The 15,046-nt window shown below is 32.9% G+C and carries 14 protein-coding genes; 6 read left to right on the forward strand and 8 right to left on the reverse strand.

The features are described 5' to 3' along the window. Nucleotides 1–74 precede the first annotated feature (74 nt). Both LNQ81_RS04290 and LNQ81_RS04295 read right to left on the reverse strand, forming a co-directional pair. The gene (locus tag LNQ81_RS04290) at nt 75–1,136 is read right to left on the reverse strand and encodes a sensor histidine kinase (protein ID WP_229944941.1); all 1,062 of its coding nucleotides are present in this window, start codon (nt 1,134–1,136) and stop codon (nt 75–77) included. A gap of 3 nt (nt 1,137–1,139) precedes the next feature. After that, a complete protein-coding gene (locus LNQ81_RS04295; protein WP_229944942.1) occupies nt 1,140–1,832 on the reverse strand; it encodes a response regulator transcription factor in 693 nt (230 codons plus the stop codon). 183 nt (nt 1,833–2,015) lie between these two features. Between LNQ81_RS04295 and LNQ81_RS04300 the strand changes: the two genes are divergently transcribed. The 4 genes from LNQ81_RS04300 to LNQ81_RS04315 all read left to right on the forward strand — a co-directional run bounded on the left by LNQ81_RS04300 (nt 2,016) and on the right by LNQ81_RS04315 (nt 7,779). Beyond that, nucleotides 2,016–4,769, forward strand: coding sequence for a TonB-dependent receptor (locus tag LNQ81_RS04300; protein WP_229944943.1), 2,754 nt, complete (start codon nt 2,016–2,018; stop codon nt 4,767–4,769). A 324-nt stretch (nt 4,770–5,093) separates the two neighbouring features. Continuing rightward, nucleotides 5,094–6,242: a hypothetical protein gene (locus LNQ81_RS04305; RefSeq protein ID WP_229944944.1), complete on the forward strand. Its 1,149-nt coding sequence runs from the start codon at nt 5,094–5,096 to the stop codon at nt 6,240–6,242. Nucleotides 6,243–6,352: 110 nt separating this feature from the next. Next, nucleotides 6,353–6,703 carry a T9SS type A sorting domain-containing protein gene (locus tag LNQ81_RS04310; protein WP_229944945.1) on the forward strand — a complete coding sequence of 117 codons (351 nt, stop codon included), beginning with the start codon at nt 6,353–6,355 and terminating at the stop codon, nt 6,701–6,703. 95 nt (nt 6,704–6,798) lie between these two features. Continuing rightward, entirely contained in the window at nt 6,799–7,779 is a 981-nt protein-coding gene (locus tag LNQ81_RS04315) for a LuxE/PaaK family acyltransferase (RefSeq protein ID WP_229944946.1), read from the forward strand. Nucleotides 7,780–7,839: 60 nt separating this feature from the next. Here LNQ81_RS04315 and gldC read toward each other — a convergent pair whose 3' ends face one another. Beyond that, complete coding sequence (gldC, locus tag LNQ81_RS04320) at nt 7,840–8,178, reverse strand: gliding motility protein GldC (RefSeq protein ID WP_229944947.1); 339 nt, start codon at nt 8,176–8,178, stop codon at nt 7,840–7,842. Further along, complete coding sequence (gldB, locus tag LNQ81_RS04325) at nt 8,178–9,164, reverse strand: gliding motility lipoprotein GldB (RefSeq protein WP_229944948.1); 987 nt, start codon at nt 9,162–9,164, stop codon at nt 8,178–8,180. The genes gldC and gldB overlap by 1 nt, the downstream gene beginning before the upstream one ends. A 73-nt stretch (nt 9,165–9,237) precedes the next feature. Between gldB and nadE the strand changes: the two genes are divergently transcribed. Continuing rightward, complete coding sequence (gene nadE, locus LNQ81_RS04330; protein ID WP_229944949.1) at nt 9,238–10,044, forward strand: NAD(+) synthase; 807 nt, start codon at nt 9,238–9,240, stop codon at nt 10,042–10,044. A 72-nt stretch (nt 10,045–10,116) separates the two neighbouring features. Continuing rightward, entirely contained in the window at nt 10,117–10,596 is a 480-nt protein-coding gene (locus LNQ81_RS04335; protein WP_229944950.1) for a hypothetical protein, read from the forward strand. 34 nt (nt 10,597–10,630) lie between these two features. Here the strand turns inward: LNQ81_RS04335 and dnaG are convergent, their stop codons facing one another. The 4 genes from dnaG to LNQ81_RS04355 all read right to left on the reverse strand — a co-directional run bounded on the left by dnaG (nt 10,631) and on the right by LNQ81_RS04355 (nt 15,016). Further along, nucleotides 10,631–12,616, reverse strand: coding sequence for a DNA primase (dnaG, locus tag LNQ81_RS04340; RefSeq protein ID WP_229944951.1), 1,986 nt, complete (start codon nt 12,614–12,616; stop codon nt 10,631–10,633). A 157-nt stretch (nt 12,617–12,773) separates the two neighbouring features. Next, on the reverse strand, nt 12,774–13,844 hold the full coding sequence (locus tag LNQ81_RS04345) for a hypothetical protein (protein WP_229944952.1): 1,071 nt from the start codon (nt 13,842–13,844) through the stop codon (nt 12,774–12,776). A 6-nt stretch (nt 13,845–13,850) separates the two neighbouring features. Beyond that, on the reverse strand, nt 13,851–14,468 hold the full coding sequence (locus LNQ81_RS04350; RefSeq protein ID WP_229944953.1) for a hypothetical protein: 618 nt from the start codon (nt 14,466–14,468) through the stop codon (nt 13,851–13,853). Next, complete coding sequence (locus LNQ81_RS04355; protein ID WP_229944954.1) at nt 14,450–15,016, reverse strand: RNA polymerase sigma factor; 567 nt, start codon at nt 15,014–15,016, stop codon at nt 14,450–14,452. Before LNQ81_RS04355 ends, LNQ81_RS04350 begins: the two co-directional genes overlap by 19 nt. Nucleotides 15,017–15,046: the final 30 nt, after the last annotated feature.

Here is a 15,046-nt window from a genome sequence, read left to right on the forward strand (position 1 = left end):
AAATTAAGTAATTATAGTGAAACTATCCTATTTTAATTTTATACGCAACAAATAGATACCTTATTGGCTCATAATTAATTATCTATTGGAGCTACTAAAGCTTTTTCTAACGTAAATGAAAACTCTGATCCATATCCAAAACTACTTTCTACATAAATATGCTCTTCGTGGGCTTCAACAATATGTTTGACAATAGATAATCCCAAACCTGATCCTCCCACGGTTCTAGCTCCACTCTTATCGATTCGATAGAAACGTTCAAACAATCTAGAGACATTCTCTTTCTTAATTCCTAATCCATTATCTGTAACTCGGATTATCAATTTATTACTGACTAAATCCTCAATACTCACTTCTGTTGTACCTTTTTCTTTACCATATTTAATAGAATTGTCAACTAAATTAGTAATCACTTGTCCTATTCGCTCTTTATCCCCAACGACATAAATGGGTTTGTTATAATTTAAATCAAAGATTAGAGATATATTTCTCTTTTTAGCTTTATAATCTAAAAAATCAAAGGCGTGTCTTATCGTTTCTACAATATCAAAAGTTACAATATTAAGATGTAGATCTCCAGATTCTAACTTCGTAATCATATCCAGATCATTGACAATATAAATTAAACGATCTACACTCTGCGCCGCTCTTTCTATATATCTATCTCGAACATTTAAATCATCAATAGCTCCATCCTTAAGTGTCTCTAAATAGCTCTGTATAGTAAATAAGGGCGTTTTTAATTCATGAGAAATATTACCTAAAAAATCTCTTCTATACTCTTCTCTCACTTGTAGTGATTCAATTTCAATCTTTTTATTCTTGGCAAATTTTTGAATTTCTTCAGTTAATGTTTGCATATCTGTTGTCACCGCCTTACTTCTTAGATCAGTATGTTCTAGCAATGACACATTATCATATATTTTTTTTATACGACGGTAGATAAAGTGTTCTACTCTATACTGTAGGATAAAGAATGATACAGTGTATAAAAATATGTGGTAACTCAATAAAATCCAGATAGGAATATTTAAGTAAAAAAAGTCAATAGGAAAAATCACAATAATACTGATTACCGTAATTGCTAGTGACGACTTTACTGCGAACTTATAAGAGTTCTTAAACTTTGTAGCCATGTATTACTCTGCGTGGTCGAATTTATAGCCTACTCCTTTAATTGTCTTGAAGTAATTATCTCCAATTTTCTCTCTTAGTTTGCGGATATGTACATCAATCGTTCTTCCCCCTACAACAACCTCATTTCCCCAAACAGAATCAAGAATCTCATCACGTGTAAAGACCTTACCTGGCTTTGCCATCAATAAATATAGTAACTCAAATTCTTTACGTGGAAATACTACTTCCTCTTTACGGACAAATACTCTATACTCATCTCTATCTATTCTTATATCTCCAACCTCAATAGCATCAGAACTATTATCATCAGCAAAACGCGCACGTCTTAATAGCGCTTTTACCTTACTCATTAATACTTTTGGTTTTACAGGTTTAGTAATATAATCATCTGCGCCAGCTTCAAAACCAGCTACCTGAGAATAGTCTTCCCCTCGTGCTGTCAGAAAAGTAACTACGCTATTCGCTAAACCACTGTTATTTCGAATTAGTTCACAAGCCTCTATACCATCCATTTCTGGCATCATTACATCCAATATAATAAGGTGTGGCTTATTTGCTATCGCTATTTCTACAGCTTGCTTACCATTACTGGCAGTGAATACTTGATATCCCTCTTGTTCTAGGTTATAACCAATGACATCAATAATATCATGCTCATCATCAGCTAAAAGGATTTTAATCTCAGAATTTTTCATACTTGTGTTGTGTGTTTTCTCATGTCAAATATAGAGCATAATACATTACTAAATATAGACTTTACAATTATTTAATATGTTAACAATTTGGTAACCTAATATAAACAAAAATTTAAAATTTGAATAACATCTAGGATATATTGTACTAGGTTCTTTGCACTAATAATACAACACACTTATTCTATGAAAAACTTTTTAGTTATCTTATTTCTATTTGTATCAGTCTCATTTTATGGACAAAAGGCTGACATTAAAGGAAAAATAACAGATGACATGACGCAAGATCCATTAGCGTATGCAACAGTAGCAATTAAAAACACATCTAATGGAGTAAACACTGATCTTGATGGAAATTATCACATCACTGTTGAAGCAGGAACCTATATCCTACAATATCAATACATGGGGTATATTACTCAAGAAAAAACAATTACAATTACAGCAAAAGAAACTAAAACTATCAATATTGCAATGGCATCTGAGCATATTGAATTAGAAGGAGTAGTAGTACAAACCACTCGCTCTAAAACTAGAGAATCTGCATTGCTTATAGAACAACAGCGTTCTAGCGAAATAAAACAACAAATCGGTGCACAAGAATTATCTCGTAAAGGAGTTAGTGATGTAGCATCTGCTGTAGCTAAAACAACAGGAGTATCTAAACAAGAAGGAACAGGAACTATATTTGTACGTGGATTAGGAGATCGATACAATAGTACATCACTTAACGGGTTACCATTAGCGTCTAATGATCCCGAAAAAAAGAATATTGACCTAAATTTATTCTCTACAGATATTGTTGAATATATTTCTATCGACAAAACCTATAATGCTAGAAACTCAGGTGACTTTGCAGGAGGAAATATTGATATTATATCTAAAAAACACAGTGGAGAGGCTTTCTTTAATGCTTCTGTAGGAACAAATATCAATACAAATGCTGTAGGTGAAAGCAATTTTAAATCCCTGTCAGATAGAAGCTTTATCGGATTCTCTGAAACCAAACAACCAAGCAACGCTTTAAACAACTTTAGTTTTAAAAACTCAACACAAACTAAAGACAAGTCTCCTTATGGAATGAGTTTAGGTTTAAATGGAGGTAAATCATTTTACTTCGGTAAGGAATCTTCATTAAACTTATTCGCTACTTTATCTTTTGACAATAATTATAAATTCAAAGAAGGAGTAAATCGTACGGCACAAGCACAAAACAGTTTTACAAAAGACTTATATATGAAGTCTTATGAATATAATACGAATACAACTGCTATGTTAAATGCTGATTACAACATCAACTCAAACAACAGTATTAAATATAATGTTTTATTAATTAATGGTTCACAAGAAAAACTAGATGACTATACAGGATATATCAGAGATATCACGGATAGAAAAGACTACTATGAGAGTTCATTATTAACAAGACAGAATTATAAACAAGATCGTTTATTAGTAAATCAATTATTAGGAGATCACAAACTTAATGAACAAATAGATCTTAACTGGGGATTAGCGCTTAACAATATCTCTGCTCAGACTCCCGATAGACAGATGTACACTTTAAATAAAATTAAAGGACAAGATAACTATGAGTTCTCTACTAACTCTAGATCAGATAACAATAGATATTTTGAAGACTTAATCGAGAATGAAATAAGTGCAAATATTGCTGCTTCTTATAAATTCGCAAAGAACAGTGATAATCAATATAATGGTAAATTGACTTTAGGATACAACTTACGTCAAAAGAAACGAGAGTTTAAAGCTACTCAGTATGTATTTCAAATCAATGCTGACTATAACAACAACATTAATCCAAATGCTTTAGATAGCTTTTTTAACCAACAAAACTTCAACAACGGATACTTCGAAACCTATACTTTCAGAGGAGGTTCTAGTACTCCAGGAGCATTACTCCCACAAACTTATGATGGAGACATGACTGTAAATGCAGGTTTTGCTAATGTTGAATACAAATTCTCAGATAGATTCTCAGGTACATTAGGTGCACGATTTGAAACTATTACGCAAAAAGTAACTTGGCAAACACAGTTAGATTCAGAAAAAACTTCTAACACCTTAGACAAAAATGCATTCTTACCTAGCTTATCTTTAAAGTTTGCTGTGAATGATAGAAATAACTTGCGTTTCGCTGCATCTAAAACATATACATTACCACAGTTTAAAGAAAGAGCAAGATTTATCTATGAAGATGTTACTGAAATTAAAGTAGGTAACCCAGACTTATATGCTTCTGATGACTACAATGCTGATTTAAAATGGGAGTTCTTCCCTACAAATGATGAAGTAATTTCTGCAACAGTATTTGGAAAATATATTAAAAATCCAATTAATGAAATCGTATCTGCCTCTTCATCAAATGATATCACTTATGCTAACACAGGTGACTATGGATATGCTACAGGAGTAGAAATCGAATTACGCAAAAACTTAATCAGCTTCGACGACATTAATACAAATAAAATCTCTGGAGGACTAAACGCCTCTATCATGAAGACTTACCAAAAATTAGATAACGAAAAAGTAAATAAGGAAAATAAGTACTTATCAACTTCTTTTACACACGACAATGCTAATTTTACAGGAGCTTCTGATTTCTTGCTTAATGCAGACTTATCTTATATCAAAGAATGGGGAGAAAAGAACTTAATGGCGACAATGTCTTATGCTCACTTCTCTGACAAACTATACTCTATTGGTACAGAACAAGGTGGTAACTTAGTAGATAAAGCATTCGGAATGCTAGACTTCACTTTTAAGATGAAGTTTAACAAAAACTTCGGTATAGGAATAAATGCAAAAAACTTATTAGATCCTAAAATCGAAAGAGAGCAACAAAACCTAACACAAGATATCTTAGTTAGATCTTATAAGTTAGGAAGAAACTTTAGTTTAAGCTTAAATTATAATTTCTAAAATAGCATATTACACAAATACCCCAATTTAAGAAAGGCGAGAATCATATCTTTTGATCCTCGCTTTTTTTTATCTCCTATATACAATAGTATATCCTGAAATAAACAAAATAAGAGGAGTATGTCTATCAATAAAACATAGCTCACTTAAGGCTATTCACATTCACTTAATCTTAAACACTCAAAAAGCATCAAATTAACACAGTTAACACATGGTTAATATTAAAATTACAAATAGTTAATTATTCAATGACAGTCACTTAACACCCTTCGAACAATTTCTATACATCTTTGTATCAAACAAATATAAAAAACTATATTACACATGAAAAAATTATTAAGATCAGGATTCGCAATTGCAGTAGCAACATTAACATTAGTAAGCTGTTCATCTAGTGATGACAACAACGATAATAATGGAGGAAAAGAAGGAATTTTAAAGGGTGATGTCATAGGGGGAGAAATGAAGAAAGGTGATAAAGTGAGTCTTCAAGCTAACAAAACATATAAATTAAAATCTAAGTTGGTAGTAGGTGATGGTGCAACATTAAACATACCAGAAGGAGTTAAAATCATTGGAGAAGGAGGAACACAGTCTTACATAGCAGTAGCACAAGGAGGACAAATATTTGTAGAAGGTTCTAAAACAAATCCTGTGGTTATGACTGCAAATGTTGCCAAAAGAGGAAGCTGGGGAGGTTTAGTAATCTGTGGTAAAGCACCTATCAATAAAGCTGTAAGTGCGACAGCTGAAGTATCTGACTTAACTTATGGAGGTACTGTTTCTAACGACAACTCAGGATCAATCAAATATCTAAGAATAGAATACGCAGGAGCTAACTACAATAGTGAAAAAGAATTTAACGGTCTTTCATTATTCGGTGTTGGTAGTGGAACTACTATTCAATATGTACAAGCGCACGAAGGTTCTGATGATGGATTTGAGTGGTTCGGTGGAACAGTAAGTGCACAATATTTAGTATCTACGAACAATGATGATGATCAATTTGACTGGACAGAAGGATGGTCAGGTACAGACAATAAATTTTGGTATTCAAAACAATCAGGAGAAGCTGATAAAGGATTTGAAGCTGACAACAATGCAAAAAACAGATCTGCTAATCCTTACTCTAACCCTACAATCAAAGGTGTAACATTACTACCTGCTGTAGATGGAAAAGGTACTGCTATGAAATTACGTGAAGGAACTAAAGGAAATATTTCTGACGTAGTTATCGGAGCGTTCGGTACTGCATTCGATGTAGAACATGACGAAACAATTGACAATGTTAAAAATGGTTCTTTAATCTTAAGCAACGTTAAACTAATCAACGTAGGTAAAGCTACTACAGGTAAAAACACGAAAGGTGAAACAATAGATGTATCAAAAGTATACACTACTGGTGAAGCAAAAGGTGCTGGTAATGGTGCTGGTGTTCCAGACTGGACAAAAGGGTGGACAGTAGGTCTATAATAATTAAGATATAAAAATGTTAAAAAAAAGTGCTTATTTATATAAATAAGCACTTTTTTGTTTTTTTATATCAATTTAAATTTTTACTTTTATACCATAATTTTAGTTAGATGGCAAAAAAATACTTTTATATCACAATGTTCATTGCAATGCTAGGCGGAAGTACAGCATTTGCGCAAAGTGGTTTGCGCTATAATAATGAACCTAGATATTCTAATCAGAATATTGAAGGGCTATCTATTTACCCTAACCCAGCTGTGGCTAGTGGTAAATTGTACATTGAATCTACTAAAAATGAACCTAAAGAAGTAGAACTATACAATGTTGTAGGAAAAAAGGTATTTACGACAACAGTAAATAATAGAGAATTAAGTTTACCTTATAGCGTTAATGCAGGAATCTATGTAATGAAGATTAAAGAGAGTAACGCTACAGCTACTAGAAAGATAGTTATAAAATAAAGAATTACATTTTAATGATTTTATATTCTAAAAAGAGTATCTCTAAAAGAGATGCTCTTTTTTATTTGTATTTTTGTACTTAAATATACTACACCGTGTTTAGACCTGAAGAAATCATACAAATACAAACTAAAAAAGATTTCCATAGAACAGCTATGAAAGTCTTTAGATTCCAGTATGAGTATAACCCTGTTTATCAACAATTCTGTAACCTACTTAATAAAACACCAGAACAAGTAAAAACATTAGTAGATGTACCTTTCTTGCCTATAGAGTTTTTTAAAAGTAAAGATATACTGAGCTCTAGTGAAGCAATACAAATTACTTTTACTAGTAGTGGTACAACGGGAGTAATTACTAGCAAACATCATGTGACTGACTTAACTTATTATGAATACAGTTTTAGGGCTGCGTTTTCACATTTCTATGGCAACATTGAAGATTATGTTGTTCTAGCTCTGTTACCAGCTTATCTAGAGAGAGAAGGATCTTCGCTTATCTATATGGTAGAAGATTTAATAGAGGGGTCTAATCAACCTGAAAGCGGGTTCTACTTAAACAACTATGCAGAATTAGCTAAAATGTTAGTTGATTTAGATAAACAAGGGAAGAATGTCTTACTTATAGGTGTTACTTATGCTTTATTAGATATGATAGAGATGCAACAATTTTCTCTTAGTAATACTATCATTATGGAAACAGGAGGTATGAAAGGAAGGCGTAAAGAAATGATTAGAGAGGAACTTCACAAAGTTTTATGCAGTGGTTTTGGAGTTACCAAAATACATTCAGAATACGGAATGACTGAATTACTTTCTCAAGGATATTCTTTTGGAGATGGTATTTTCGAATGTCCACCTTGGATGGACATCCTAATTCGTGATCCTGAAGATGCACTAAGATATATTGAAGAGGGAAAAACGGGTGGGGTTAACGTAATCGACCTAGCAAATGTAAACTCTTGTTCATTTATAGCTACACAGGACTTAGGTAAGAAATATAAAGACGGTTCGTTCGAAGTATTAGGACGATTTGACCATTCAGATATAAGAGGATGTAACTTAATGGTAGTGTAATCATTATTACAATAAAAAGCGCTGTAAATAATTATTTTACAGCGCTTTTTTTATCGTCTATTACTTCTCAATTAATTCTAACTTCTCTGCAAAGTAATCACAGAAATCTTTCATTGTAGCGGCCATCTTTTCATCCTCAGTTGCACGTTCAAACGTATCTGACATCGCAACTAATGTTTGGTGAAAAAACTTTTTCATCTCATCCACAGGCATGTCTTTAGTCCATAAATCTATGCGAAGAGTTTCTTTCGCTTTATGATCCCATATAGATAATAACATCGCCTTAGCCGCAGCACCATTAACACCTCCATCTTCAGCAGTCCAGAATATTTTATCTGGCACCTTATTCTCGTCTAATTCTACTCTAATATTTATATCAGAAACGTGATTTTTACTCATTACTTCTTTGGTTTATATTTTGATTTTTCAAATATTTCTTTTGCTTCTTTATTAAAAAGTTCTTGCAAAGTTACATTATTATTCGTCATATATGAGTTAACTATTTGCCAACCCAACCAAGCTCCTGTTCTTCCTGGACTATCTCCATCAATATCTAAATAATACTTAGAAAAAGGAGCTGCTGTTAAAAACCTACTAGATAATCTCGGGTCAGTATCATATAACAAATTATTATCAACGAAATATCTCCACATATACTGCTCATTCATTTGACACCATTTTATTTGTTCAGGTGTAAATCCGATAATATAAGAATCTTCTATATTAGGCAGTAGCAACTTCTTTGCATATAGAGTTTTCCCATATTGTATTACCCCTCCTAAAAAAGTCTTGTCTCTATTACTAGATATTTTTTGGATAAGAAAACTCTCCGCTAAATCAGGCAAAATTTGTGTTGATTCAAACGTGCCTCGTAAATAATCAGGAAAGCCTTGATAAAAACGGTGATCTTTACCTAAATAAGTATCTAGAGCAATCAAAACTAGCGAATCTGCGTAGATAGCCTTCGCAGTAACATCTACTTCTGAGATAAGTGTAATAACTTTCTTCTTAGATGATTCTTGCGGATAATAGTATTTGATATGCTTAAAGAAGTCTTCTAATTGAGAAGGTAGATTTCCCAAGTCCGTAAACCTCTTCTCTACTTCTTCATTTAATTCTATAAACAAGGTGTCTTTTTTCTTCTCTAACCAGAAATCATCCGATAGATTTGAATTAAAGAAATAAGGGTGCTTTTTTTTAACCTCTTCGAACTGTGAGACATCCATCTTATAGAATTCTTCATCAAAACGAGAAATAGTCATTTCTACAGGAATCTCCGCAATCTCTTTTTCAAGATCGCTTTTCATATCCCTACAGCTTGACCAAAAAACACAGCCAACTAGTAAAACCACACTAGATAAATTAGTAAATTTGGAAAAAGTCATTTTATCTTTTTTTATTTTCAAAGTACAAATATAATAAGATAGATATCAACCTATTCCATAATTCTTCAAAGTCATGACAAACAATATTAAAATGAATACAGAAGCAGTTACTAACCACATTGTTAATTGGTTAAAAAATTATGCTCAAAATGCAAGAGTTAGCGGTTATGTTATAGGAATATCAGGAGGTATAGACTCTGCTGTTACATCTACTTTATGTGCGATGACAGGACTACCTCTATTATGCGTCGAAATGCCTATACATCAAGACCCTTCTCAAATATCAAGAGCTAAAGAACATATAGATTTCTTACAGAATAAGTTTCCTAATGTGACATCTACAGAAGCTAATTTAACTTCTACATTCGAGATATTTAAAGAATCTGTACCTTCTTCTAAAGATGAAGCAATCCTCAACCTAACATTAGCTAACACACGTGCTAGACTACGTATGACAACATTATACTACTATGCTGGACTACACAGGAGTCTAGTGGCTGGAACAGGTAACAAAGTAGAGGACTTCGGTGTAGGTTTCTTTACTAAATATGGTGACGGTGGAGTAGACGTCAGCCCTATCGCAGATTTAATGAAATCAGAAGTACGCACTATCGGAGAGTACTTAGGTATTCCAAGTAGTATTATCATAGCCAAGCCTACTGATGGATTATTTGGTGACGAACGCTCAGATGAGGATCAATTAGGTGCTAACTATGACGAACTAGAAGTAGCTATGCTAGCACACGACAAAGGAGCTAAAGCAGAAGACTTCACAGGAAGAGAAAAAGAAGTTTTTGAAATATATCGTAGATTAAATAAAATCAATCAGCATAAGATTAACCCTATACCTGTCTGTATAATTCCTATAGAATTCAAATAATCACTATTCAATAAATACTTTTTTATCATCTATATCTTAAAAACAAATACCTTTGTTAAAAAAATATTAGTTATGAAAAAGTATTTATTATTTTTAATTACCATATTATCTATATCTCTGACTTCATGTTCAGTAGATGATGACTACTGTGGTAATGAAACCTATAGGTCATTACAACTTAAAGAAACACCTAATTTTAGCCCTTTAAATTTCTATGTAAAAGGGCTCAAAGGAGATTCCTATATTATTATTAGAAATGAAAGAGACTTCCAAAATAGAGTGTATGGAGCTCAATACTATAGAAATGTTATAGATTGGAGATATGATGAGCTGATTATTGGACAAAAATATGAAGAGCGTTTTAGTGGAATTATAGACATATCAACATTCTATAAAGAAAGCTGTAATTACAACTTTCAAAACATTCTAAATGTAGAAATTAAATTGAACAAAGGCTCTAAATATAATGGTTATATTACTTACCACACCATTGTTCCTAAAACAAAAAGTGAGCAATATGATATAATAACTACTGTACAATTCTATAATTAATACGAAAAGAGGCTATTGCCTCTTTTTTGTTTATCTATAGATCTCTAAATCTAGAAGTAACCTCACCCAAACGCTTCCCAAACATAGTCTTCAAATTCGTATAATCAACAATTAAAGAAAGGATTTCATAAGATCTTCTTTCATCAACAATATCTATATCTCTTAATTTATCCTGGTACTTATCGATCATCTTTTCTAAGAGAAACTTCCTAAAGGCTAAAATATTCTCAGTCACATACTGAGATATTCCTTGTTCTTTCTGTTTAACTATAATATTCTGAGATTCCCATTTATGTAATACCTCTTTCTCATCCTCCATTATAATACTTGTTACCTCCTGTGCCATCTCAGGACTAAGAGTTTTAAGATACTTCTCTAAATCCCATACATTGTGATTAAAGTAATCAATAAGATCCTTATAAATTATTTTAAACATCGGATTCGTTAGTTGTACCTCATCTTCTTGTAGGCTCAAATAAACTCTTTCATAAACTTTTTGTTCTACCTTATGCTCTACTTCTATTACTTCATTTTCTTCATTAACGTCTAAAAGAAGCTCTACAAATTGCTCTTCAACATTTCCATACAACAACAGTATTTCAATAATCTTAAGCTCATGATTATATAGCCTATCAAACACCTCTTTCTTCGAAAGATCAGAATGAACTACCTCCATCTGCTTTCTCTCCTCTGTATACTTTCTATTGGCCTCAGCTAATTCCTTTCTTCCTATTTGTGCCAGTGAATTAAAGATAACATCCTCAGAAATATCCATAATACGCGCACATTCCTGTACATATATTTCTCTTTGAATGAGATCAGGTATTTTAGAAATACTCTGTACCATATCTCTAATTAACTCTGCTTTCTTTATAGGATCACTTTTAGCCTCATCCATTAACAAGTTTGCCTTAAAACGGATAAAGTCAGTAGCATTTGCCTTAAAATATTCATCTAGCTGTTCCTTTGTATGTTTTCTAGCGAAACTATCAGGATCTTCTCCATCAGGTAAGGGACATACTCGTACGTTCATCCCTGCCTCTAATATCAAGTCTACCCCTCTAAGAGAAGCACGAATACCCGCAGCATCTCCATCGAATAACATCGTTATATTCTTAGTCAAGCGACTAATCAATCGTATTTGATCAAGTGTAAGTGCAGTACCAGAAGACGCCACGACATTTTTTATACCTGTCTGATGCATCTGTATAACATCAGTATACCCTTCTACTAAGAAACAGTTGTCTTGTTTGGCGATTTCCTGTTTAGCATGATAGATACCATACAGTACTTTACTCTTGTGATAGATATCACTCTCAGGAGAGTTAAGATACTTAGCAGCTTTCTTATCTGCAGTCAAAATACGCCCTCCGAATCCTAATACTCGACCAGACATACTCTGAATAGGAAACATAACTCTTCCCTTAAATCGATCAAACTTACGATCTTCCTTTACAATAGTTAGCCCTGTTTTATCAAGATACTCTAAAGAATAACCCTTCTGTAACGCAACATCTGTAAAGGCACTCCACTGATCTGGGGAATATCCTAATCCAAATTCCTTTATTGTTTCTTGAGTAAAGCCTCTCTCCTTAAAGTAAGTCATTCCTATCGCCTTACCTTCTTCTGCATGAAATAATGTTTCTTCAAAGTACTTTTTTGCAAACTCAGACACGATGAACATACTCTCCTTTTCGTTCAGCTGTTCTTTTTCCTCATCACTTTGTTCTGTCTCCTCTATTTCGATACCATACTTCTTTGCTAAGTAGCGTATTGCCTCTGGATAAGAGAAGTGCTCATGCTCCATAATAAAGCTAATAGCGTTACCACCTTTACCTGAACTGAAGTCTTTCCAAATCTGCTTAACAGGTGATACCATAAATGATGGTGTTTTCTCGTTAACGAAGGGGCTTAGTCCTTTGTAATTACTCCCTGACTTTTTCAGAGTTACAAAGTCACCTATCACCTCTTCTACACGAGCAGCGTCAAATACAGCATCTATAGTACTTTTGGAAATCATATACTTATTTTAGTTCATTTATAGCTCAATATATAGAATTATTGCGACATTCAACTATTTTTGGCAAATGCAAAGGTAAAAGAAAAGAGAGTTGTTTCTAGAATAAATCATCCAAAAACAACTCCCAATAACCTAATAATTCACTTTTAATATCTATTTATAAATCTACTCTTACACCAAATGACCACATATTCTGTTTAATATCACTGTGTTTAAACATTGGTGTCAATTCATATTGAGCGAATAAACTCCAATCTCCATTACCGATATAAGCACCTAAACCATATCTTACTTTATTAATATCAAGATCTACTCTCTCTTTAGTTCTAAATTCATGTCCTTCATCTGTGTATCTATATACTTGGTAAGTATCTTTTCGATTAAGGTTTACAAAACCTCCTACTCCAACTCTCCAAGACTCTTGACTCCTAAAGTAAGTTCTACCTGTCTTCTCATTCATCTTAGGTTTTGAGAAATCAAACTCTAAATAAATAGGTATCTGTACTGAACGTATTGCCAATCGATTCTTGCGCAAATCTTTCTCATGTTCTACAATAGCTACTTGACCATCAGCTTGTTTTTCAAAATAACGGTGTTCTGTGGGTTTTAGATTATTATACTCTAATAAAACCCCATATCTAAGGTGTAATAAGTTACTATCTTTCAATAGACGTCTATTGATATTAAATCCCCACTGAATAAAGCTAGAAGGGACATAGCGAATATCTGAATTAGCAAAAGCTCCTTCTGTTACTAGATTACTCATCCCATAAGCAAATTGAATCTGAAACCTATTGCGTCTATCGCCTACTATTCGATTACCTCTCTGTATGTAGTTTTTTCTACCCATTACAATTGCAGAGCCTGACTGATCCTTAGCAGAATCTCCATATAGTTCCCCTGATTTAATCGAATATTGCACATGACTCTGAACAGTACTAGATAAGCTATCATTTAGATTATTTATAGTATTTTCTAACCTCTTAGACGACTCTAAAGCTAATTTACTCTTTAGATCTTGTACTTCTTCTTCTGTAAGTTTCTTATTCTCGACTAACACATTGAGGGAATCTACCTTAATCTTTAAAGCTTCCTTTTCAGATACTGTACTATTCTGAATCTTTACAGCAATACTAGTTACTTCCCTATTAAATTTTTTTACTTGCCCAGACATACCTAAAGTAGCAAATAAGGCAAGAGCCATAACTAGTGTATTCTTTTGTTTCATAATTGACTAATTAGATAATTCTACAATGACCTTCTTGGTCTTGTCATAAATTTTTTTGATTACAGATTCTCTGTATTCGACCTCTATTTCCCCTTCCACTTGATTCAACAGGTCATCACTACTCACCACTATTTTCTTCGAAGACTTACTCACTACCGGTTCTATGAATACTTCTTGAAGATTTTGTGGTTTTAATGGACTTATTGTATCTACCACTATATCATCATTTGCTAATTGCTTATGTTCTTGCTTCAGTGTATTAATTCCTTCCTGCGTTATCACAGGAGATGTACTAGGTTCACTTATTTTCTCTTGATTATAGATTGTATCTATTTTGGGTATTTCTTGTTCTACTAATGTATTGTCGATTTCTTCCACACTAGGCAATTCTATAGAAGGTATTACCTGATTATCTAAACTCGGATCAATAAATTGTACTACTGAGAATCCTCCAATCAACAAACTAGCTGCTAATCCTATCCACCACATCACATTAGACTTGCTCTTTGCTTTAGCCTGCTGATCTAACTGAGAAGATAATTTATCCCATGCCTGAGAAGAAGGAACTATCTCTCTATCTGCTAAACTGTCTTTCCACTGTTTATCTATTTTATTCCATTCCATACCCCTTGTGTTTTTAAGATTGCTAATTGCTGTTGTAGTAATTTTCTAGCCTGTGCTAACTGAGATTTAGATGTCCCCTCTTGTATTTTTAATAATTCTGCTATCTCTTGGTGTTTATATCCCTCTATTACATATAAATTAAACACCGTTCTACAGCCTTCTGGCAACTGATCTATTAGTAGTTGTATATCCTCAATAGACAGCTCTATATCATCTTCTGCAATTTCTTCTCTTACCTCAACATCTTCTATATAATGAAAGTTTTTCTGTACTCGTAAAAAAGAAATAGATTCATTCACCATGATACGTCTTACCCAGCCTTCGAAATTCCCTTTTCTTTCGAACTTCTCTATATTTGTAAAGACTTTCATAAACCCCGCAATCATCACATCCTCTGCATAGTGAATATCCTTAATGTACTGTCTACAGACAGCAAGCATCTTACCAGACACAAGGTCATAGACTTCCTTCTGCGCAACTCTTTTATGAGCACACAGATCATCTATATAATCCTCTAATTTCTTTTTGTGTAGCCTTATCAACTTCATAATAGTAATCTTCTATTGCTTAAATATAGC

This window comes from Myroides oncorhynchi, assembly GCF_020905415.1.
Classification (GTDB): domain Bacteria; phylum Bacteroidota; class Bacteroidia; order Flavobacteriales; family Flavobacteriaceae; genus Flavobacterium; species Flavobacterium oncorhynchi_A.

What these genes read in the sequence shown, in the direction of transcription:
- LNQ81_RS04290 (WP_229944941.1), bottom strand. Translation starts at nt 1,136, where the DNA reads ATGGCTACAAAGTTTAAGAACTCTTATAAGTTCGCAGTAAAGTCGTCA.
- LNQ81_RS04295 (WP_229944942.1), bottom strand. Translation starts at nt 1,832, where the DNA reads ATGAAAAATTCTGAGATTAAAATCCTTTTAGCTGATGATGAGCATGAT.
- LNQ81_RS04300 (WP_229944943.1), top strand. Translation starts at nt 2,016, where the DNA reads ATGAAAAACTTTTTAGTTATCTTATTTCTATTTGTATCAGTCTCATTT.
- LNQ81_RS04305 (WP_229944944.1), top strand. Translation starts at nt 5,094, where the DNA reads ATGAAAAAATTATTAAGATCAGGATTCGCAATTGCAGTAGCAACATTA.
- LNQ81_RS04310 (WP_229944945.1), top strand. Translation starts at nt 6,353, where the DNA reads ATGGCAAAAAAATACTTTTATATCACAATGTTCATTGCAATGCTAGGC.
- gldC (WP_229944947.1), bottom strand. Translation starts at nt 8,178, where the DNA reads ATGAGTAAAAATCACGTTTCTGATATAAATATTAGAGTAGAATTAGAC.
- gldB (WP_229944948.1), bottom strand. Translation starts at nt 9,164, where the DNA reads ATGACTTTTTCCAAATTTACTAATTTATCTAGTGTGGTTTTACTAGTT.
- nadE (WP_229944949.1), top strand. Translation starts at nt 9,238, where the DNA reads ATGACAAACAATATTAAAATGAATACAGAAGCAGTTACTAACCACATT.
- LNQ81_RS04335 (WP_229944950.1), top strand. Translation starts at nt 10,117, where the DNA reads ATGAAAAAGTATTTATTATTTTTAATTACCATATTATCTATATCTCTG.
- dnaG (WP_229944951.1), bottom strand. Translation starts at nt 12,616, where the DNA reads ATGATTTCCAAAAGTACTATAGATGCTGTATTTGACGCTGCTCGTGTA.
- LNQ81_RS04345 (WP_229944952.1), bottom strand. Translation starts at nt 13,844, where the DNA reads ATGAAACAAAAGAATACACTAGTTATGGCTCTTGCCTTATTTGCTACT.
- LNQ81_RS04350 (WP_229944953.1), bottom strand. Translation starts at nt 14,468, where the DNA reads ATGGAATGGAATAAAATAGATAAACAGTGGAAAGACAGTTTAGCAGAT.
- LNQ81_RS04355 (WP_229944954.1), bottom strand. Translation starts at nt 15,016, where the DNA reads ATGAAGTTGATAAGGCTACACAAAAAGAAATTAGAGGATTATATAGAT.